General features: G+C 37.8%; 13 protein-coding genes. 7 read left to right on the plus strand and 6 right to left on the minus strand.

The features are described from left to right. Positions 1-135 precede the first annotated feature (135 nt). From DBX25_RS01340 to DBX25_RS01350, 3 genes are all read left to right on the plus strand, one after another. Positions 136-1368, plus strand: coding sequence for a polysaccharide deacetylase family protein (locus DBX25_RS01340; protein WP_108668979.1), 1233 nt, complete (start codon positions 136-138; stop codon positions 1366-1368). A gap of 172 nt (positions 1369-1540) precedes the next feature. Beyond that, positions 1541-3433 (plus strand): M14 family metallocarboxypeptidase, encoded by a 1893-nt coding sequence (locus DBX25_RS01345; protein ID WP_108668980.1) that lies wholly within the window; start codon positions 1541-1543, stop codon positions 3431-3433. A 359-nt stretch (positions 3434-3792) separates the two neighbouring features. Further along, positions 3793-7314 carry a S8 family peptidase gene (locus tag DBX25_RS01350; RefSeq protein ID WP_240620104.1) on the plus strand — a complete coding sequence of 1174 codons (3522 nt, stop codon included), beginning with the start codon at positions 3793-3795 and terminating at the stop codon, positions 7312-7314. A gap of 629 nt (positions 7315-7943) precedes the next feature. Here the strand turns inward: DBX25_RS01350 and DBX25_RS01355 are convergent. Together DBX25_RS01355 and DBX25_RS01360 are read right to left on the minus strand one after the other, a co-directional pair. Beyond that, entirely contained in the window at positions 7944-8999 is a 1056-nt protein-coding gene (locus DBX25_RS01355) for a hypothetical protein (RefSeq protein ID WP_108668981.1), read from the minus strand. Positions 9000-9009: 10 nt separating this feature from the next. Then, a complete protein-coding gene (locus DBX25_RS01360) occupies positions 9010-10446 on the minus strand; it encodes an MBOAT family O-acyltransferase (RefSeq protein WP_108668982.1) in 1437 nt (478 codons plus the stop codon). A 213-nt stretch (positions 10447-10659) separates the two neighbouring features. Here DBX25_RS01360 and DBX25_RS01365 point away from each other — a divergent pair, with 213 nt between their 5' ends. The 3 genes from DBX25_RS01365 (at position 10660) to DBX25_RS01375 (ending at position 15454) form a co-directional block, all read left to right on the plus strand. Further along, entirely contained in the window at positions 10660-11562 is a 903-nt protein-coding gene (locus tag DBX25_RS01365) for an S-layer homology domain-containing protein (RefSeq protein WP_108668983.1), read from the plus strand. A 715-nt stretch (positions 11563-12277) separates the two neighbouring features. Next, the gene (locus tag DBX25_RS01370) at positions 12278-14800 is read left to right on the plus strand and encodes a phosphodiester glycosidase family protein (protein ID WP_108668984.1); all 2523 of its coding nucleotides are present in this window, start codon (positions 12278-12280) and stop codon (positions 14798-14800) included. Positions 14801-15103: 303 nt separating this feature from the next. After that, positions 15104-15454, plus strand: coding sequence for a hypothetical protein (locus DBX25_RS01375; RefSeq protein WP_108668985.1), 351 nt, complete (start codon positions 15104-15106; stop codon positions 15452-15454). A gap of 490 nt (positions 15455-15944) precedes the next feature. Here DBX25_RS01375 and DBX25_RS01380 read toward each other — a convergent pair whose 3' ends face one another. Beyond that, a complete protein-coding gene (locus DBX25_RS01380; protein WP_108668986.1) occupies positions 15945-16835 on the minus strand; it encodes an accessory Sec system S-layer assembly protein in 891 nt (296 codons plus the stop codon). A gap of 22 nt (positions 16836-16857) precedes the next feature. After that, positions 16858-19215, minus strand: a complete 2358-nt coding sequence (gene secA2 / locus DBX25_RS01385) for an accessory Sec system translocase SecA2 (RefSeq protein WP_108668987.1) — start codon at positions 19213-19215, stop codon at positions 16858-16860. 480 nt (positions 19216-19695) lie between these two features. Between secA2 and DBX25_RS01390 the strand changes: the two genes are divergently transcribed. Continuing rightward, a complete protein-coding gene (locus DBX25_RS01390; protein WP_108668988.1) occupies positions 19696-20751 on the plus strand; it encodes a glycosyltransferase family 4 protein in 1056 nt (351 codons plus the stop codon). 339 nt (positions 20752-21090) lie between these two features. On the opposite strand, the gene DBX25_RS01395 is transcribed toward DBX25_RS01390, so the two are convergent. After that, a complete protein-coding gene (locus DBX25_RS01395) occupies positions 21091-22092 on the minus strand; it encodes an LCP family protein (RefSeq protein WP_108668989.1) in 1002 nt (333 codons plus the stop codon). A gap of 214 nt (positions 22093-22306) precedes the next feature. Further along, positions 22307-22791 (minus strand): LCP family protein (locus DBX25_RS21015; protein WP_240620105.1); only part of this gene is annotated, 485 nt, incomplete at its 5' end.

Below are 22791 nucleotides of genomic sequence, written 5' to 3' on the forward strand. Positions count from 1 at the left end.
AAAATCGGGTGGTGACAGGCACATATAAGAACAAAATCTATATTTTACCCAAACTCTTTCTTACATAAACCTTAATTTTTAATTATAATTAAATAGTCCTATTTTATTATAATTTTTGGAAAGAAGAAGGGTTATATGACGCGTTTATTGCTTAAAGTATCAATTATTTGTCTTGTGGTTTTAATAGATTATGTGACAGAAGGAACCGGGGTACATGCAGCTTCATCACCCTCACTAACAGCGACAGATCAAATCCCTGTCTATGAAAAATTTGGCCAAGAAATAATTCCTATAGGAAAACTCCTAAAGGGAAATAGCTATTCTATCGTAAACGAAGACGATTTGTTTTATTATCTACCTTTTGGGAATGGAATGGGATTGGTTAAAAAAAGTGCAGACTTTGTTCTTACCAATACCAATAAAAAAGAGCCAGTTCCATCAAAGTACACAAATAAAGTCGTCATAACGAAAACAGAAACGGCTGTATATGACGGTCAAAATAAAAATAAACAGGCACTAGGTATTATTAGCATGAACATGCGATACCCTGTGATTAAGAAAATGGGAGATTGGTATTTTATTAAATTTGCAGGGAAGCAAGGGTATATTCATCATAAAAATGTGGTAGAAGACTTAGGGATTCCGGTACTGATGTATCATCATCTCCTGGAAGAAATCGAGGATACTCCCTTTGAAGGGAATTCCATGGTTATCAAGGTAAGCTCATTTGAGGAACAAATGGAGTACCTAATGAACAATGGTTGGAAAACCATTTCTTTAACGGACTTAGACCACTATCTGCAACATAAGAAGAACTTGACTGGCAGGGTAGTAGCGATTACATTTGACGATAATTATTTATCCATGCAAAGGTATGCTTATCCGATTTTAAAAGGAAATGATCAGCAAGCGACTTCTTTTGTCATTGGTGGTAAGACATGGAGATTTGCAAGTCCGTGGGATTCCAGTGGACTTCAGTATTTAGGATTTCAGGAAATGAGCACTATGAAGGATGTTTTTGAATATCAACACCACACTGTTAGGATGCATCTCCGCGAACCTGGATCAAGGATTCCGTATTTGATTTCTAAATCCGAACAAGAAATTATTGATGACCTTTTATACGGAAAGCAGTACATAGGAAAAGTCTATAACAATCCGTCCGCTATCAAATACTTGGCGTATCCATTTGGACAGTATGATCAGGAAACCATTGTGGCTGCACAAAAGGCTGGTATTAGGATGGCTTTCACTACTGAAACAGGAAATGTGAAACTAGGAGACCATCGCTATAAGCTTAAAAGACAAGGAATCGGACCGTATCATTCGATGGAAGATTTTATTGAAAAATTAAATGGAACCTATTAAGAAACTTGCTGATTTTTTGCAAGTTTTTATTTTTTCGTCAAAATTTTTACTTTTAGTTCAGTTTTCTAACTAATTTTACAGATTTTGAGTATTTTTGCATATTTGGCTTATTTGTCAAATTCGGTAGAATTAGAGAGTAGAGTACTAAAAAGGTACATAGAGGGGAGACAGAATGAAGTTTATTAGATTATTGATTGTGATGTGCATACTTTTCGGAACCGCATTTGCATTTCCAGGTGTACTAAAAGCAGAAGGAAATACGGAGGTATCTCCAACTGAAGGAGAAACTCCTGTTGTTACAGAAGAGCCTGTAGCATTGACTCATTTCAAGATTACCAGTGAGGTAGCGAATTTTTATATTCGTAAAAATGAACGACTTACGGCGATTGCCCAACTGACCGTTGGGGAAGAATTTAAATTTGTAGAAGAGATGGAGAACTGGTTTGTTGTTGAAGTTGGGGGGATGAATGCATTTGTGAAAAAGACAGATGCAGCTGCTTCTGATGGTTCAACGATTTCGAATCCAGCTGAGACAACAACTCCAGTAAAATCTTTTGATATTTTACAAGATGTATTTGTATATACAGATGAAAGCTTTGCCAAAGCAATTCTCACGTTGGTGAAGGGCGAAAGCTATCAAGTAATAGAAGAAAATGAAGCTAGTTTGACCTTGTCGATTGGTGGAAGAAAGGGCTTTGTAAAAAAAGCAGATCTTCAACAGGAATTTACAGCATCCGATCGATATTTTAAAATCTTGGTACCCGCTCAACCTGTATTCGTGAAGCAGTCGGGAGTACTAGTACAAAAAGGAACACTCCTTCAAAATCAAGAGTTTATCAGACTTAGAGGAGAAGGCGCTTGGCACGTTATCCGATATGGTAATGATGTGGCGTATGTGAAGATGGAAGGAACGGCTCCATCATCAGGGGCGACCTTGAAGCAAGCAACTGGAGCCACTTCTAAGGTCATGCTTACTACAACAACTGCATTATCGATTTACAACGGACCTTCCTTGCAAAACAGTGCGATTGCAACGATGCCAGCCAACGTATCGTATCCAATTTTATCAAGACAAGGTGAATGGTATGTCATCAACTACGGTGGTAGAGTCGCATATGTCCACCCGAAGCAAGCGAAAACGAACTTTTTCGATGCGGTAAATTCTAAAGTAACTTATACATACGAGCAGATGATTGTCGACATTCGTGAGCTGCAAATCATGTATCCAACAATCGTGAAAACAGAAATCCTCGGTAAATCTGTTGATGGAAGAAACTTGTATGCGGTGAAATTAGGAACGGGTACAAAAGAAGTGATGTTAAACGGTTCGCACCATGCGCGTGAACATATGACGACGAATGTATTGATGGAAATGCTTGATTCCTATGCATTATCTTTTGTAAAAGGTACAACGTATGGTGGGTATAACACACGCCAGGTGCTGACGAAGACAAGCATTTGGTTCATTCCGATGTTAAATCCAGATGGAGTATCCCTTGTTCAAAAGGGACATAAAAGTGCGAAGAATCCTTCGTATGTATTGAAGATAAACGGTGGGAAAACGGACTTTTCTGCTTGGAAGGCGAATATCCGTGGTGTCGATTTAAACCGACAATATCCGCCAAATTGGTCTAAAGTAGAAGGTCCTAAAGGGCCCGCGCCAAAAAATTTCAAAGGGTATAAGCCATTGAGTGAACCAGAAGCTTTAGCGCTTGTGAATTTTACAAGAAAGCACAGCTTTAAAACTACGGCAGCCTACCATTCCTCTGGAGAAATCCTATATTGGTACTACGGTCAAAAAGGTGCACAATATACCCGTGATTTAGGAATTGCTAATCGAATTAAATTACTTACAGGATATTCACTCGTTCCTGCTAAAGTGAGCATGACAAGTGGGGGAGGGTTCAAGGATTGGTTCATTACCGAATTCAAGCAACCTGGTTTCACACCAGAGATCGCTCCGTATGTAGGAGAGCGACCAGTTCCGAACTATTATTTCCCTTCTGTTTGGAAGAAGAATTATAAAGTTGGTTTGATGCTGGCAAGTGAAGCGTCAAATAGATAGTTTATTAGAACCATCCTGCATTTTGCAGGAGGGTTTTTTGTTTCCCTAGAAAAACACTAATTTGCAAGTTTACTAATATAATTTCACTTAATTTTTCTTGTAAGCTGATATTATATTGAAAAAACGACATTTTCTTTTTTATCAAAAAAATTTGTCTAGTATTATCGAAATCATAGGTCAAGTGAATTATATCCAAACTTTTCCAATACTAAAGTACTATTTTACTAAAAAGTGAATCTTTTTCCCCATGATATCCGTCTATGTTAGAGGAATAATTTTCTAGTACGAGGAGGTATTAGAACTTTGTTCGAGAAATATAGTCATTAAAGTGTAGATTAGTTGAGAAAGTAGGGGAGAACGTGAAAAGAAAAAAGAAAAGCGTGAAGAAGATTGCTGCAGCAGGTTTGTCAGCAATTATGTTAACATCTGTAAGTCTGCCGATTGTGTCTAGTGCACAGAAGAATCCATTACAGCCGGTCAGTATTTCATCCATTGGTTTGGACAGTTGGAACAAATCCAGCACCTTCAACAAAGATGAAAAGCAGAAGCACTTTAGCGAAGACACCCTTGTTATTAAATACTCCAAGCCGCTGACAGCAGCGGAACATAAATTAGCAGGAACGACTGTAATCTCCCAGTTTCCTGAAATGCAGTATGCGATTGTGAAAGTGAAAGACAAAAGCAAATTACAGAATGCAATCTCTACATATCAGAAATTTTCAAAAGTGAAAAGTGTGAGTCCAAGTGTGTTGTATTCAAAGCTTGGTTTCACTGATCCAAAAGCAAGTGAACAGTATCATTTATCCATGCTGAATATTGCTAAAGCTCAATCACTGGCTGGGAAGAACAAAGTCATCGTAGCAGTTATTGATACGGGTATGGATAAAAACCACCCTGAATTGAAGAATGCTCTTCTTCCTGGGTATAATGCGGCCAATCCGATGAATCAGCCTGCGATTGATATGCATGGTACCCACGTTGCAGGTATCATTGCTGCTGAAAAGAACAATGGAGTCGGTGGATACGGGGTTAATCCTTATGTGAAAATCCTTCCGGTTGATGTATTCGATAGAGGTTGGGGTGCAACAGATTATAGTATTGCGCAAGGAATTGATTATGCGGTGGCTAAAGGCGCCAAAGTGATTAACATGAGCCTTGGAGGGCCATTCACCTCTCCGATCATTGAAGAATCGGTCAAAAAAGCGATTGATAAAGGTGTGGTAGTAGTTGCTGCTGCAGGAAATGAAGCTAGTGACTGGGTTAGCTATCCTGCCGGTTACGAAGGGGTTATTAGCGTAGGATCCATCAACAAAGAGAAAAAATTATCCTATTACTCGAACTATGGAACTTCGGTCGATATTGTAGCTCCTGGTGAAGAGGTATATAGTACGGTTTATGATTATGAGAAGAAATCTAGCTTTATCAAGGCAAGCGGAACTTCTATGGCATCCCCAGTGGTAGCTGGTGTTGCTGCGTTACTTTTAACAAAGTATCCAAACTTAACACCGGCTCAGGTTGAATATGTATTGGAACACACAGCAACTGATTTAGGAAGCTATGGGTTTGATGAAAAGTTTGCTAACGGACTTGTAGATCCAGTAGGGGCATTAAGCTTTGATATGGAAAAAGTTCCTTCTTTTGTAAAAGAAAATTGGAATGAAGAAGAAATTTTACAAAAGGCTGAAGTGGTAACATTAGATGGTGCCTATGAGAAAAAAGGGACTATTTCCAATCCGTTCGAGCAAAAATGGATCAAATTTGACGTAAAAGAAGGCCAGTCCATCCAAACCATTTTGGAAACGAGTGCTCAGTATGACTACAAGCTAATGGTCCATTTCTATGCTGACGGCAAAAAAACAGATAAGCAAGAAATCAATGGGGTTACTGCAGGCAAAACGGAAGGGAAGCTATTAAAGGCACCTTTCACAGGTACGTTGGCTATCGGAGTAAAAGATGTAAATGGAAGCTATAGTCACACATCTGGTAGTCCGTCTGAATTCACACTGAAGGTACTGGTTCCTGAAGCTTTACCGGTTGATGAATCTACTGTTGAAAATATGATTTCGATTACTTCGTTACCTTACCTATCTAGTGAACCTCTAAAACTTATTGGTGATGGAGAAGATGCTGATTACTTCACGTTCTCCACACAGGAAAACCAGGTTGTTCAAATTGAAAATAGTGGTGTTCCTGGTGTGAACATTGGATTAGAAGTATATCGTATAGATGGAATCCTTCCACCAGCTGAAGAGGGTAGCGAAATCACGGATGAAGAGAAAGCTCAGCTGTTGAAAGAGGCTCTTGAAGGAAAAGAACCAATTTCCCCAATGTATGTTGGCAATACTGGTGGAAAAGGTGAAGGAGACCGATTGACATTCTCAGCAGAAGCTGGTGCAAGTTATATTTTGAAAGTAACAAATAAGGCCAATAACCAATTTGGCTTCTATGATTTCTTATTCTTTGGTGGAGAAACCAATAATAATGAGCCTGAGTCTTCCCTAATACCATACTCCATCAAAATAGATGGAAAGATTCTACCCGAGGATGAGGATACTTTACCTGCTTCTTTAGACAACGAAGAAGAAGGTATGAAGAATGAGGAAAAAACAGAGGAAGTCACTCTGAAAAAGCAATTTGCTGCAATTAAAGCAGCGGCATTGGACCCGTGGATTGAAGAGAACAATAAACGTATTACTAAAATAATGGAAGCGGCAAGACCATTCCAGCCAGGTGACTCGTTATCAGGCTATCTTCAAAATATGGAAGACGAAGACTATATGATGATTGAAGCATCGGAAACTGCTATCTACGAGTTCAATCTTGCCAATAAAGAAAACAAACTGCCAATGATGGAAATCTTGCAGGTTGTTGAAGAGAAAGATGATGAAGGGAATACAATCCTAGTTACGAATTACGTTGGAAGCAATGTGGAATGGGATTGGGCTGGAGTGAAGACGTCACCTAAATTATTTACAGGATTACGCGAAGGGGAGAAATACTTAATTGCCCTGCGTTCTAACTACTATGGTGAAGGCAGTTCTTTTTCGTTTGAGCCATATGAGTTAACTGCAAATAAAGTCGTAGATAATCCTGAAGACAGCTATGAAGATAATGATTCCTTCAAGGATGTCAAACACCTTCCGAGTAGTTCATTTAGTGGAAACTTTGCTATGCCTAATGACACAGATGTGTTTTACTATCAATCCACAATTACAGGTATAAAATCTATATCTGTCGAGGCTGGAAAAGCAACGGATGAAATGAAGCAAAAATATCCTAATGAATTGTTAGGTAAATTCCACGGAATTGCAGTTATCATTCCAGATCTTGATTTTGACAGAAACCTAGATGATAATGAGATGAATTCTTATACTGTAATTGAAAAAGGTCAATTCGGTTATGCGTATGGTTCATTTATGGCAGAAAAACATAAGAACTATTTTGTTTTACTGCAAGGTTATATTGACAGCTCTGTACCAATGACCTTACTTCCTTACACCTTTAAAATGAATGATACAAATCTTAAGGATGAAGATGCAAATACGAAAGTTCCATTGAAATTGAAAAAAGAGTCCAGATACTTAAGCACAGCTACTGGTTTCTTCAACGTGGGAATGGACGGTGGAGATACAGATGTGTATGAGTACGAAGCTACAACAGACGTATCTGGAATCATCAAGCTTGAATCAGGAGTAGAAATTGACGGTGTCATTTCCATATATCAAAACGGAAAATTAATCGCAGAATCTGACTACTACGCAATGGGAGACCATGAAGCATTACTGCTATCCTTGAAAAAAGGTAAATACCAAATCAAAGTTAAAGATGCAAATGGAAATGCGAGTGTCACGAATTATAAGTTGAAGATTTATATGAAGTAAAATGAGCGAAATAATGTATCAGGTACCGCTCGTGGACATTTTTTATTAATTTGATTTTCTGAAAGAGACAGAGGAGATGATGGATTCCTCTCTGTCTCTTTTTGTTTGGAAATGGAGGGCCACTTGAAATTGGATAATCAGCTGGAGAGGGACGTGAAGGAAAACGGGGTTTAAGTGAAAGGTAAAAAGAAAACGTGAAGGATAACCGAAGTCAAAAATGGATAAAGACCCTCAAGCGAATAGAAAAATGAACAATTTCATGAAAAGTGAATAGTAAATACCTCCAATGTGAAGAGTATCCTGGGTTGAGTGAAAGGTAAAAAGAAAATGTGAAGAATAACCCATGTCAAAAGTGGATAACGAACCTCAAGTGAATAGAAAAATTAACGATTTCATCAAATGTGAAGAGTAAAAATTGAAAAGTGAATAGTAAAACCTCTTATGTGAAGGGTATATGGGGGTAAGTGAAGGATAACAGGATTAAAGTGAAAGATATATGACCTATGGCGCTGATAAATAAAATGCGATTGAAAATTAGATAAATTGTTCAGACTCGAACCCAAGATTGCACCTATAAAAATCAAAAAGGATACCCACTTTTTATCATGGGCATCCTCTCTTCAAAAACACTATTTCTTCACCGCAACCAATTTTTCCGCTTTAGTATGGATGGTTGCTAAATGCTGCTTCAGCTCTCCAGCCGTAACATACTCACCAAAATCAGCTGGGACATCCTTTTCTTTTCCGCTAAGTTCTTTAGCGATTAAAGTCCCAACTTCTGGATAGAAATGGTGACCGTCGAAGTAGTTGGAAATCTCATTTGTGACGGTGTTCGGGTACATGAAGTTATGAACTCCGCCAAATACACTCACGACATCACCAAGCCAACGTTCATAATCTGGTAGGCGATTACTTTCAATTAATGCTTGGAACAACGGTGTCGAGATTGGGGTTGTAAAAACGATGAACTCCGTGTTCGGGTTGTTCTTTTTCAATTCAGCAAGATAAGAAGCGTAATCCGGATTGTACTTGTACGTTTTTCCGTAGAACACTTCCTTAAATTTCTCAATTTTTGCATCGGTTTGTTGTTTTGTTTTTTCTGGGTCGATTTTCATCGCTTCGGCTACATTATTGCCGTTGTAGTTTCGCTCTTCTTTGACAGTATTAGCTTTTGACATTTTGAAGTTTTCATACGAATACTTTAACAAATCCCATGATAAGAGATTTTTGAAACGATAAAACCGTTCGTCAATTTTCTTTTCATATTGGGCAAGGGAGCGTGGTGCCGCGCTTTGGTCTACGCTCGTTTTAAAGAAGTCCAAGCCGATGATGATGCGCTCAAACTCTTTACCACGTTCTTGTTTTGCATATTCGATAAAAGAATTGTATTCGCGTACAGACATATTACTGACCGCGAAATTATAAACGTCCATGCCTTCAAAGTCGTTCTGATTAATATACGTGCTTCGGCTACTACCGATCAATAACGTGTCTTTTTCAAATGGCTGGAATGTGATGGCATTGGTTTTTTGCTGCCTTTCATCAATGACCGTCTGGACATCGTTATAGCGATGAGCCTGTCCAAATGTCCACATTGGGTCCATGATATAAACGAAGGATGCTGCACCAATGACACAAACCAATAATATAGTCATCACTTTTATAACAAAAGATTTATATGTCATAGGATTACCCCTAAAAGTTAAAGTAAAGGAACGCAGAAACCTTTTGCAGCTGGAATACTGAGTAAATTAAAAGAGCTGCACAATAGATTACATACATCCAATTAGGTTTGAACTGGTCCTTCCATTCCAATGAATTTTTGGCAAAAACGGCAATGAAGAAAGTAATCACAGTAATACTAGCCACAAAAATGAAATCATCAGCTAGTGGGAAAGCATAAAAAGTTTGTACATAGCTATTCAAGAATGTGTTTTTTAACTCGTCTGGCAATGCAAAGCCATTTAGACCAACCATCCCTTTTAAAACATTCATTGCCACATCAAAATTAGGAGCTCTGAAAAACACCCAAGTTGCATTGACGAATTGGAAGGTGATGAACCAAGCAAGAAGCTTGTTCAACTTAAAGCCTGCTTGACTCCACAAACGATTAATGACACTTGCGATACCGTGAAGAAGTCCCCATACAATAAAGGTCCAACCAGCGCCGTGCCAAATTCCGCTGACAAAAAAGATAATCATAATGTTAATGTAGGTCCGTGATACCCCTTTACGGTTACCACCTAATGGAATATATATATAGTTCGTTAAAAAGCTCGACAACGTAATGTGCCATCTTCTCCAGAAATCCTGGATACTTACGGCTTTATACGGTGAATTAAAGTTTCTTGGTAAGACAATATTAAATAAGAGACCTGCACCAATGGCCATATCTGAATAGCCACTGAAATCGAAATAAAGTTGGAACGTATAAGATAAGGAAGTCATCCAAGCATCCACGAACGTCAATGATTCGGAAATGCTGTATCCTTTATTTGCCCAGACCGCAAATGTGTCGGCAATCCCAACTTTTTTGAAAATCCCAATCGCAAACACTAGTAAACCTAAACCGATGTTACGATAATTAATTTTCCGTTTTTCAGGATCTTCAAACTGTGACATCACATCGCTATGATGGACAATCGGGCCTGCAATCAGTTGCGGGAAAAATGTTACGAATAGGCCGTAATTCAAAAAGTTATAGCCTTTAGTTTCCAATCTATATGAATCTACTAAATAAGCAATCTGTTGGAATGTATAAAAACTAATCGCCAAGGGTAATAGTAAATGTAATACATTGAAATTGGTTGAAAAAGCTACATTCAAATTGGTGATAAAGAAATCGTAATATTTATAGTAGCCAAGCAACGCTACGTTTAACACAATCCCTAATGTTAAAACAGATTTACGATATCCTTTTTCTTTTCCGAGATACGTACCAATAGCATAGTTTACTAGCAAGGATATTAGAATGAGCGGTAAATATTTCGGGTTCCACCAGCTATAGAAAAATAAGGATGTAACCAATAACCATACTTTCGAAAGTGTGAAATTCAATCTATTTAATAAAAAATAACCGATAAATACAATCGGCAAAAATAAGAAGATAAATTCAAAAGAGTTGAAGATCAATTCTTTTCTCCTCCAATAATTCGACGTAATCCGTCAACATCTGCAAAACTATATAAATCATACTACACTATCTAAATCTCCACAACTAACTACCAGTAAACTCCCAATTACCTTCCAGTTTTTACTCGTATTATTACAAATGTAACAATGGTAGTATTTAGAAGTAATTAAAAAATAATAGTCAGATAGACTACCTACATAGGAGGAAATAGAATGTTTAAGACTTTAAAGAAGTTTGTTGCTACAAGTACTGTTGCACTTTTAACAGCCACTGCGATTGTACCTACTGCATTTGCTGCTGAACATCCATTTACAGATGTGAACGATCGATATGAAGAGGCGGTAAGCTTCCTTTATGAAAATGAAATCATTAATGGAAAAACAGAAACATCATTTGGTACAAGCCTTAACTTAACAAGAGGCGATGCTGCGGTTATCTTGGCAAATACTTTAATGTTAGACACTGAAAATGCCCCTGATGCTGGTTTCAAAGATTTAAATGCACGTGTTAAAGGTGCGGTAAACGCTCTTACAGCTGAAGGAATCGTTTCCGGTACTACAAAAGATACGTTCAGTCCTAGTGTTCCATTAAGCCGTGGAGCTATGGCTAAGTTCTTAAACCTTGGTTTTTACTTAGAGGATTTTGCTACTGAAACTCCCTTTACAGATGTTGCAGGCGTGTTCGCTCCACATATCGAAGCTCTTTACGGAACAGAAATTACGAGCGGGAAAACACCTACTAAGTTCGGAACGTATGACAATATCACTCGTGGTGAGTTCGCAAATCTTCTATATAAAACGATTTTGTTTGTAAGTGACAATATGTATATGCCAATTGCCCAATCAGCAAATATCGTAAATCCGACTACTATTGAAATCAAAATGGATGAAGCCGCAATAGAAGATATTACAGCTGAAGAGCTTGCTGAACTTTTCTATGTAGATATCGAATTTAAAGATGGATCAACTGTGCAGCCTACTTACTCCAAAGCAACAATCTCTGAAGATCGCATGACATTAACTGTCGAATTTGCAGAGGTTAGCTCATTGGTTGGTAAAGCTGGTACTTTATATATCGATGATTTAGAATTAACTTTTGACTTTGAGGCAAAGTAAAATATATAAGTCAAAAAGACCTAACCCCTGTTAAAATGGTGGTTGGGTCTTTTTTTTGCATTAGGGAACAATGACCTACAAATAGAGAAATTAAGGTAATAGAAGATATATTATCCATTAGAAGAAATAATTTCATATTTTACCCTTGTATTCCTTTATTGATGTGTTAAAATATTTATTGTAATACCATTTTCCGTTTTGTGTTGTTGATAAACGAAGGCGAAGGTTGGTCAAAGGCAAAAAAGATACCTGCTATTTTAAGCAGGTATCTTTTTTGCCTTTGCCAGAAAGAGTTCGACAGGTTGGGAATAAAGTAGGGAAAGTCGGGAATATATTGTTCTTAGTTGGGAAAATATCGACCAAAGTAGGGATTAATCACTAGAATATCGAGAAAATCATAGTTTTATAAACTATTAATAAGAGTAGTTAAATGAAAATATGTAAAATTTACCTATTAAAAGATGCCTGCACAGTAAAAAAGTAGGTATCTTTTTTGCTAGTTTTATGGAAAAATTAGTTTTATATGATAGTTATTTGCCATTTACTAGTTTTTATGTTTAATAGCACAACATTTTAGGAAAAAGAGTATGCTTTCTACATATAGAAGTTTGCGAAGTATCGATTTCAATCTATACATTTTCCTAACAGGTTGTACAACTAGTCCTCTTATTGGCGAATATCAATCGAAAAACAACGAAAGAGGCGAGACAAAAGAATGGATAGGAAGAAGTTTAGTAGGAGAGCTGCTGCCTTAGTTGGAGCCCTAGCTCTAAGTCTAGTGCCTGCCATGTCAGGTTTAGCTGCCACTACTGCAATTACACCTGGGGTGAAGTGGTCAGAGGATAAGGTTGTTTTTAGCGGGAAGAACCAATTAATCAATAAACTGGATGTTGATTTGAATGATCCTTATACAACAGTTGAATACGGAGTTTCAAATCCAATTCAGAAAAAAGCACCTGTAACATCGTTAGCGAAAACTCTTACATATGAAAACCATCATGTCGTTGGTGCGGTTAATGCTTCATTTTTCCACATGAGCAGTGGTTATCCAGCCTTTTTATTGGCTAAGAACAATAAAATTGAGAACTTAGGTTCTGGTGGGGAAGCTAGCACAGGATTTATGTACGTTCCTGCAGCGTTTGGTCTTAATGGCAATAATCAAGCTCAAATTGACCGTTTTACGATGGATATTAAGGTTTCTCATCAAGGTCAGACGTTTAATATGAACGGGTATAATCGAGTTAGAGAAAATAATGAAAGTATATTGTATACTTCTGGGTACAGTTCCGATTATACAAAAACCAACCCGTACGGATTAGAAGTGGTTGTGACTGGATTAACTCAATCGCTTGATAAAAACTTTACTTTCGGTAGCCAGACTACAGGAAAAGTAGCTAGTATACGTGAATACGGAACAACTTCAAGTTCAGTCATTCCAGCGGACGGATTTGTATTATCTGCTACTGGGACACAAACTAATTTATTGCGAAACATGAAGGTTGGAGACGAAGTATCGGTTCAGCTAGATATTGATTCGAAGTGGAAAAATTCGAAATTTATGTTAGCTAGCGGTCCTTTGTTGGTCCAAGGCGGCAAGACGAATATGACCATCGATTCAACAAGCCCTAGGGCTACTGCTCGTACATCGAGAACAGCAATTGCCATTGATCAGACAGGTAAGAAAGTGTTTATGGTTACGGTTGATTCTAAATTAACTGGAATTGCTTCTGGAATGACCATGAAAGAGTTCGCGGATTATTTGGTTACACAAGGAGCCTATCAAGCTATTAATCTTGATGGTGGTGGATCTACAACGATGGTAGCAAGAATCCCATGGGATCGTTACGCAAGCCTTGTGAATAAGCCATCTGAAGGAACTCAGAGATATGTTTCAGCTATTCTTTCTGCAGTAAGTACAGCACCTTATGGAGAACCTGCTTTTATAAAAGCTGAGCAAGCTCAAAAAGGCAATGTGGCAGTAGGTGCTTCGGTAGGGTATACGGTAACAAGTGCATTGGATTTGTATCGTAATGTAATAGGTGTCGAAAATATCACACCTGAACTTTCAGTAGAAGGCGGTATTGGAACCATTGTGGATGGGAAGTTTTTAGCACAGAAGGCTGGTAGCGGTGCAGTGGTTGTAAAAGCTGGAAGGGGAACTTTTAGAGTCCCGGTAACAGTTGAGTCAACGGTACAATCATTATCTTCAAGCACAGCATTTGTTTATGTTGGTAAAAATGGATCAGAAAAGATTACCTTAAAAGCAGTAAGTGCATCGGGATCTCCGCTAATTTTTAATCAACAAAGCGCTCAGTGGAGTGTGAGCGGAAACCTTGGAACTGTAGCGCCTGACGGAACTTTCACAGCAGGCGATGTTGAAGGTAAAGGGACTATAACAGCAACATATGGTGGTAAAACGGTATCCATCCCACTTACTGTAAGTGATAAACCATACATGATTGAAGCTCTGGACTCTACAACATCTTGGACGACTGATAGCGCACAAGCAAAGACAAGTGTAGCTGTTGGTAACTCAGGTATGCAAAAGCAAGGAACTGGCTACCTGCAATTAAATTATGACTTCACAGGATATACAAAAGGAACAGCTGCTTCTTATTTAGTAGGAAAATCAAATCTTACTATACCTGCTAAGCCAATTAAACTGGGTATGTGGGTTCATGGAGATGGTAAAAAGCATTGGCTACGTGGTACAGTGGTCGATGCAAAAGGAACGAAGCATACAGTGAACTTCACTGAGCAAAATAAATTAGATTGGTATGGTTGGAGATTTATAGAGGCAACTGTACCAAGTGGAGTTGCTTACCCTATTTCATTAGAGCGCGTTTATGTGGTAGAACCATTAGCGGCTCAATTTAATAAAGGAAGCATACTTTTAGATGAAATCACGGCCATTTATAAAGAAGGGCCTCAAAAACCGTACTTCTCTAAAACGAATGCAACGAAAGTTTCCAGTACTAAGGAATGGACAGTTACTTTCAATACGGAAATGAGTAAGGGGAGTGTGTCCAACTCAACTATTTATATTGAGGATGAATTTGGAGTACGCACACCGGTATCAGTCAGCCTGGATGCTAGCTTTAAAAAAGCCATTGTCAAAGCACCAACTGGTGGATATGAAAAAGGTAAAGCTTATCAATTAGTCATTACGAAATACAATAGTTCAACAGCAGGGCGAACTATGCTGAAGGATAGCTATAAAGTATTCCAGGTGGAATAAGATTGTAATAGATGATACTGAAGATCGGAATGGGATCTTCGGTGTCATCTTTTTTGTGTTGTAGGTATTGTAGCTATAAATCGGTGTATTGGCTTATTGAATGAAGGATTAGCATTGGATTCAAATAAAGAAGGGAAGATTTCTTTAAAACACTCTTATAAGAGTGCTATTTATTTTGTAGGAAAGTAGGGATGTATATTCACTTATGTATATCAAAATTCAACATGAGTTATATAGTTATATATAACCTTTTTTGGTAAAATAAGCATAAATATTTTGGAACACACTTTGGGGGAACGATCTATGGAAATTTTACTATCAACAATAGTGACATTTATTACTATTTTTGGAATAGGCATTTTGTTGTATAAACAAATTACAGCTGCAATTGGTTTAAGCATGTGGGCTAATAAACTAAAACGTAGAGATGCTACACAGGTAGAAGCTGAAAAAGCATTAACCTTTTTAAAGAGTGTGTGGTATGTTCCTAACAAACCTAAGTACTGGGGAGCTTGTAAGACCATTTATCATTCTGCTGTAGTATCGAGTCAGGTTGATTTTGAAACTAAAATGGCAATTTTTAATCGTTTAGATAAACTTAAGTGTCATGGGGTTGTAAGACCAATAGAACGAAAAAGAAAACAACATGCTTAAAAAATTGAAGAGGGTGTGCCAAAAGATATAACCTTTTGGGACATCCTCTTTTTTTAGGATAGCTTGTAAAAATACCCCCTTGATTTTCGTTCAAAGCGCTTCGCTTTCCACGGGGCTGACGCTGATTCTCCTCGCCGCCGTTGACGTCTGCGGGATCTCAGTTGCCCAGCTTCTTCGCGCCTACCAATACAATCTAATCAAGTTTCTAAATTCATTTTTTCACAAAATCAAAATTTCAACGCTTCCATCTACCATCTACCTATACCTAGAAAATGGATACAAATAAAATGGAGGGGACTTTTAAGCTGATTTAATCAACATATTGAGTCAGCCTCATTTTTTATTTCTGTAATTTCGTAGCCAATATATCCACAAACGAAATGAAATTACCCACAATATCCACAGGTATTTGAACTTATCCACACCTTCACAAGCAAACCTAAATAAAAAAACAGACTAGTCTAAGACTAGTCCGGTTTCAGTGATAAGTTTAATTCTGAATAGGAACAACCTTCCACTTACTTAAGTCAGGTGTTGCTGTAATCATGCTGCTAGGGAAGATGAATGTCCAAGGCTTGGATGTATTAGCTTTCACTTCAAGTTCGAGCTGGAATCCGCCTTGTGCGACTACTTCGTCTGTAGCATCGATTACTTTTAACGGGACTTGTTGTAATTGGATGTTTTTTGTACTTCCGTTACGAATTAAGATGGTAGCGTGTAGGTCACCATTATCGGATAATTTTGCTTGAACTCCCATAAAGTTGACTTCTCCTTCTTTTGGAGCTTCTAAGGAGTCTACCAGCTTGTTTAATTTCTCTTTATCTTCAGAGCTTAACTGTTCTTCCCATGATTCGTGAAGATCTAAGCGGTGCTTTTGCTTTAATTCAAAAGCAAGTGTCCAGTCTTTTGAAGAGAATTCTTTCTGCATAACAGAAGCAGCAGGGAAGGTAAACATCCACGGGCGACTACTACGGCCAGGGATCTCACCAAGCACAGACATATCGAAAGTATGACGAGCGATTGGCTTTTTCTCTGCATCCATTAACAGAAGTTGTACATCATTGAATTTGATGCCTTTGTCTAAACTGTTTCTTACAAATGCGACTACTACTAATGATTCGCCTTCTTGTCTTAATTCGATTCCAGATAATGAAATTTGGTTCGGTTTTAAGGGAGCCAAATCATTATTCAAGAAGCGGTAGACATACATTTGTTCTGTCGGAACTTCCCAAGTTGGATGGAAGGAAAGTTCAGTATCGATACTAGCATCTGTAGCGATAGCTTGATTATTGGATTCTTGTAAAAGATCGTTGCTTGAGACTACACTGTCGTTACCTTGTCTCTTCATTGAATCCTTCTTTTTACGAAAAATCGATAGCATGGTACTCATCCCCTTTGTGGTTTTATTCGTTTTTCTCTAACGATTGAATAATACTAGCTGTGTGAATGGCTATTTCTTTTTCGATTTTATGGAATGCTGAATGGAAAAGCTGTAAACCTTCTTTTTCATACAGTCTCATTGGATCTTCTTGCTGGTAATAGCGTAAACCAATTCCTTCTTTTAAACGAGCCATATTCTCTAAGTGCTGAATCCAATGTGGGTCTAGAACAGAAGTCATCATATATTTTAAAGTGCCTTCAAATTCTGCATTTTCCTCTAGTTCTTTCAGCTTTTCTAAATAATCTTCTAACTTAGGTAAAATAGCTGCTTCTACTTCGTTTTGCTCTAAAACTTGTTCAGGCAATTCGATTGTTTCGTTTGGAAGGATTCGGTTGATATCGAATACTAGCTGTTGAATAGGCCATTCTTCGGGTATGATTTCTTCATTGCAAGTTTCTTCTATTAAACTACGAACAGAAGAATCAATCATATTTATCGCAAGAGCCACTAAATTTTCTCCGTTGATCATACGATCGCGAGTTTTGTAAATGATTCCACGTTGTTCATTAATAACATCATCAAGTTTAAGATTATACTCACGCATTGAATAGTTAGCGCCTTCAACAATACGTTGAGTACGTTCAATGAATTCATGGATATTTTTGTTCTTAATTAAATGGTTTTCATCTGATTGAAGCTTTTTGGACAGCTTCTCGACTTCTTCTTTAGCAAAGCGTCTGAACATATCGTCTTCGATTGAGATAAAGAATTGACTTGATCCAGGATCTCCTTGACGACCAGAACGGCCTCGTAGCTGATTGTCTATTCTACGGCTTTCATGCTTTTCTGTACCAAGAACATGAAGTCCGCCAACCTCAGCAACACCATCTCCTAGTAAAATATCCGTTCCGCGACCTGCCATGTTCGTAGCAATCGTAATTTGGTTCATTTGACCAGCCATAGAGATCAGACGAACTTCTTGCTCGACACTCTTAGCGTTCAAAATTTCGTATGTCAGGTTTTCATCATCCAAGTATTTAGCAACTTTTTCTGATTGTAAAATGGAAGTTGTACCAATTAAAACTGGCTGTCCAGTTGCGTGGCGTTCTTTTACTTCCTTCACCATCGCTTTATATTTATCTTCTTGAGTGACATACACACGATCTGGCATATCGACACGGATTTTTGGTCGGTTAGTTGGGATTGGGATAACACTCATTCCATATACTTGGTTGAACTCTTTTTCCTCCGTCTTAGCTGTCCCAGTCATCCCAGAAAGAAGAGGGTACATACGGAAATAATTTTGAATCGTAATAGAAGCTTGTGTTTTATTTTCTTCCGTAACTTCAAGACCTTCTTTTGCTTCGATTGCTTGGTGAAGACCATCACTTAATGTACGACCTTCCATAATACGTCCTGTGAACATATCAACTAACATGATTTTTCCATCTTTAACGATGTAGTCGACATCTTTTTGGAACATCACATGTGCACGTACACCTTGAATCACATAGTGATAGAGTGTTTGATGCTCAAGTTCATAAAGGTTATCCACACCAAATGCTTTTTCTACTTTTTCAATACCTTCATCCGTTAAGCTTGTCGCTTTAGTCTCCTCATCGAAATGATAGTCAACATCTATTACAAAGCGTTTAGCCAAGCGTGCTGCAATATAATGAAGATCAGCACTTGATTGCATTTTTCCAGCAATGATTAATGGTGTTTTTGCTTCATCAATTAGTACACTATCTACTTCATCAACAATTGCGAAGTAGTAAGGGCGTTGTACTTTTTCGCTCGGTGTCATAGACATATTATCCCGTAAGTAGTCAAAACCGAATTCCGTACCAACACCGTATGTAATATCCGCTAGATAAGCGTATTTCTTCTCATCAGGTTGCATCATTGGTAAATTCAAGCCAACTGTCAATCCAAGGAATTCATGTACTTGTCCGATGATTTCACGGTCACGTTTTGCTAAGTAATCGTTAACTGTGATTACGTGTACACCTTTTCCTTCAAGGGCACGAACATAACTTGGCAGGGAAGCGACTAATGTTTTCCCTTCACCAGTTGCCATTTCAGAAATATTTCCTTCGCATAGGACAAGTCCGCCAATCAGCTGGACGTCATAGTGACGCATGCCTAATACACGTTTAGCAGCTTCACGCACGACAGCAAACGCATCAGGGATGATTGATTCTAAACCGACACCATTTTGTAACTGCTCTTTAAAATAAGGTGTCATTTCCTTTAATTGCTCATCCGAGTATTCTACATATTTTGATTCTAAAGAATTTATTTTTTCGACAACATTGTAATACCGCTTTAATTTACGCTGTGTATTGTCTCCAAGTGTATTTTTGATAAATGATAACATGTTGGTAAGCCACCTTAATTTCTTAAGTTTTCTATCATTCTTATACTTTACCAAAACTAATAAATATTTACTATACATAGCCGAACTCTAACAAATATGTAACTTTTTCCTATGTGTAACGTCACTAAAGGTTGGGTAATAGGAATGATGGATTCGCTAAGAAGGCAGGCTTATTGTGTCATTTATAGATAATGGAAAAAAAATAGTTTGAAAGATTACGGTGGATTCAGTAAAATATGCTAGAGTAGATGTCGTATGTATGTCTATTTATGTCCTATTTAATAGAAATTTCTTACGAATACTTCATGGAAGTAATACGTAATAATCGCAAGTACGAAAAAAAGTAAAAATCCAACTCTACAACCATGGCGTGTGACTAAATGCATTTACTCTAAACTTACAAATAATGCTTAGAAAAGTTTTTATTAGCATATTATCTTGATGTTGTTTTGGATATGATAATTCCTGAGGAGGTAGTTCATGATTTACCTTACCTTGTTAATATGTTTTATTAGTTCTTTAATTATTACACCTTTAGTGAAAAAATTCGCTATAAAAATTGGTGCGACAGACCGACCAAACCAACGTAAGGTCCATCAAAAAATCATGCCTCGTCTAGGCGGTCTTGCCATTTTTATTAGCTTTGTTATAGGTTTCCTGATTTTACAGCCGGATCATGAACATGCTCTCCCAATTTTGATTGGAAGTGTGATTATTATTGTGACCGGATTCCTGGATGACTTATTCGAGCTTTCTGCAAAATATAAGCTTCTTGGACAGTTAGCCGCAGCTTTAGTGGTTGTGTTAGGTGGCGTCCAGGTTGAATACATCAACTTACCGTTCGGTGGCGTGCTTGAATTTGGAGTTTTGAGCATTCCATTAACCATCGTTTGGATCGTCGGGATTACAAATGCGATTAATTTAATCGATGGATTAGACGGACTAGCTGCCGGTGTATCATCTATTGCTATGGTCACAATTTCTGCAATGGCCTTCTTAAAAGGTGATATGTTCACGGTTGCGATTGCCTTAATCCTTCTTTGCAGCACTGTTGGATTCTTGTTCTACAACTTCCACCCAGCGAAAATTTTCATGGGTGATACAGGGGCACTGTTCCTTGGATATATGATAGCTGTATTATCACTGCTTGGATTCAAAAACGTAACGTTCATCTCCTTGATTGTGCCAGTAATCATCTTAGGCGTTCCAATCTCAGATACGTTCTTTGCGATTATCCGACGCATCGTCAATAAGCAGCCGTTATCTGCGCCAGATAAATCCCATCTACACCACTGTTTATTACGTTTAGGATACTCTCACAGTCAAACAGTGTTGTTGATTTATGCAATGGCAGCTTCTTTCGGTCTTGCTGCGTTCATTTTTTCCATGTCCACAATGTGGGGTTCATTCTTAATCATCGGCGTTCTCGTTCTAGCCATTGAAGTATTCGTTGAAAAAATTGGACTAGTAGGGAAGAACTACAGACCACTGTTAAAAATGATGAAAAATCCATTAAATTTAAAGAATAGATCTTAAAAAACTTCACCCTTGGGTGGAGTTTTTTTCTTTTGGTTTTGTTAGAGCAGCATTTGAAGCTAATTTATAGAGCTGGCCGTTATCTTTTTACCAAATCTGAAAATTTATTATCGGAATGAGAAATTTATCAACGAAACGAGGAAAAATAAAATCGAATACGCCAAAATACATTCGAAAATGCCTAAATATCGATTTTTCGACAATGCGCCAGTTAAACTGAAGGTGGAAACTGGGGAAAAATGGTGACTTGATGCATGTTGTATGCTTACAAAGTATGTTTTGAAGTTATGTACCCTGGGAAAAATAAAAAGGTAGCGCATCTGCACTACCTTTTGAACACTAATTATTTTCTTGCGCCACTTCAGGATTATTTAAATCAAGGTGTGTTTTTAAAATAGCTTTCGTTTGCTCTAGTGCTTCTTCATCCAACTGGTAGTAGTAAACACCGCCAATTTTCGAATCCGTTCCAGCTAATTGAAGTGTCTCGATATCTAATCCAGACGTGGAAGCTGCATAGCCAACAAATGCTTTCATTTCAGAAAATTTGAGGTTCGTTTTCATATTATCGCCAACTGCTTCGATGACATCTGTGTATTTAGTAAGGGCATTCACCGATGCACCTTTTTTAATGATGGCTTTTAGAATTTCTTGCTGACGTTTACCACGTTCCATATCATTGTCTTTTTTACGAGTACGGGCTAATGCCAAGGCTTCCTCGCCGTTTAAAGTTTGAAGACCTTTTTGTAATCGAATGGCACCACGGTTGTCTTCTGTGTCTTTTTCAGAAAGGTTGTATGGCACTTCAACTTCAATACCATCTAAAGCATCTACAACATCAATAAACGCGTAAAAATTCATTCGTACATAATAATCTACCGGAATATCTAACAGCTCTTCCACAGTTTCAATCGTCGCATCTGGGCCACCAATGGCGTGTGCGTGATTAATTTTATCACGATTGCCTTTATCAGGGATGTACACGTATGAATCTCGTGGGATACTTAGAAGTTTAATAGATTTATCTTCCTCGTTAAACGTTGCGAGCATCAAGGCATCTGAACGAGCAGATTCGCTATAATTTCTTGAGCCGCTATCATCAATACCTATAAAGAGGATGGAGGTATTATCATTTTTAGGGTTAACGACGACTTCGCGTTTTTCTGATTTTACCTTTTTTAGTGGTTCATACGATTGTTCTACAACCGATTCGGCTTTCTTCATTAAGAAAGCACCGTATGTAGTTGCACCTGCAATTAGCAGAAGGATAGGGGTTAGTACCAAAATTAAAAGCTTTTTTCGCTTCTTCTTCTTCTTCTGCGTAATCCTCGATTGTGTTCTCATGATTGATCTCCTTTAAACGGATATATCTAACATTCATTATTTTTCAAATATTTCACACCAACTTTTATTTTACCTTTTATCAGTCCATTCGTAAAATAGAATTTTCAAAAATTATGGTACTTTTGTATTAGAAGTGGTGGTAGCAAATTGGTTTCCGTGCAAAAAAATGATAAAAAAGCAGCCTGTTAATTAACAAGCTGCTTTGGTAACCAATTTATTCATTTTCTGATGAATCTTCAGTTGAGTCTTCTGAATCAGTAGCCTCTGTTTCTGGTTCAGGTTGTTCGAGTTCTAAATGAACCTTTAGTTCGGTTTGGATTTTATCAATGCCTTCGTCTGTCGGGACAAAGTAATAAATGCCATTGATTGTATCATCTTCCCCTTCAAGGGTAAGGGTCTCAATATTTTTCGATCCGAAGCCTTTATATTTCGTTTGGAAGGCAATTCCTTCTTTTACTTTGACATTCGTTTCCACATTTTTACCTACATGAACTGCGATATCATCGATTTTTAATATGTTTTTAGGCTTTAACATCGCATCAAAAGCCGCTTTGATAATTTCTTTTTGACGATCATTTCGACCGAAGTCACCACGTGGGTCACGCTTTCTCATGCGGGCATAAGCCAGCGCTTCTTCGCCGTTTAAAGTCTGATAGCCTTCATAAAATTCAAGCTTTCGGCGCGGATAAGTATCCGTAT

This window comes from Peribacillus acanthi (genome assembly GCF_003073175.1).
Lineage (GTDB): Bacteria > Bacillota > Bacilli > Bacillales > DSM-1321 > Bacillus_BN > Bacillus_BN acanthi.

What these genes read in the sequence shown, in the direction of transcription:
- DBX25_RS01340 (WP_108668979.1), top strand. Translation starts at nt 136, where the DNA reads ATGACGCGTTTATTGCTTAAAGTATCAATTATTTGTCTTGTGGTTTTA.
- DBX25_RS01345 (WP_108668980.1), top strand. Translation starts at nt 1,541, where the DNA reads ATGAAGTTTATTAGATTATTGATTGTGATGTGCATACTTTTCGGAACC.
- DBX25_RS01355 (WP_108668981.1), bottom strand. Translation starts at nt 8,999, where the DNA reads ATGACATATAAATCTTTTGTTATAAAAGTGATGACTATATTATTGGTT.
- DBX25_RS01365 (WP_108668983.1), top strand. Translation starts at nt 10,660, where the DNA reads ATGTTTAAGACTTTAAAGAAGTTTGTTGCTACAAGTACTGTTGCACTT.
- DBX25_RS01370 (WP_108668984.1), top strand. Translation starts at nt 12,278, where the DNA reads ATGGATAGGAAGAAGTTTAGTAGGAGAGCTGCTGCCTTAGTTGGAGCC.
- DBX25_RS01375 (WP_108668985.1), top strand. Translation starts at nt 15,104, where the DNA reads ATGGAAATTTTACTATCAACAATAGTGACATTTATTACTATTTTTGGA.
- DBX25_RS01380 (WP_108668986.1), bottom strand. Translation starts at nt 16,835, where the DNA reads ATGCTATCGATTTTTCGTAAAAAGAAGGATTCAATGAAGAGACAAGGT.
- secA2 (WP_108668987.1), bottom strand. Translation starts at nt 19,215, where the DNA reads ATGTTATCATTTATCAAAAATACACTTGGAGACAATACACAGCGTAAA.
- DBX25_RS01390 (WP_108668988.1), top strand. Translation starts at nt 19,696, where the DNA reads ATGATTTACCTTACCTTGTTAATATGTTTTATTAGTTCTTTAATTATT.
- DBX25_RS01395 (WP_108668989.1), bottom strand. Translation starts at nt 22,092, where the DNA reads ATGAGAACACAATCGAGGATTACGCAGAAGAAGAAGAAGAAGCGAAAA.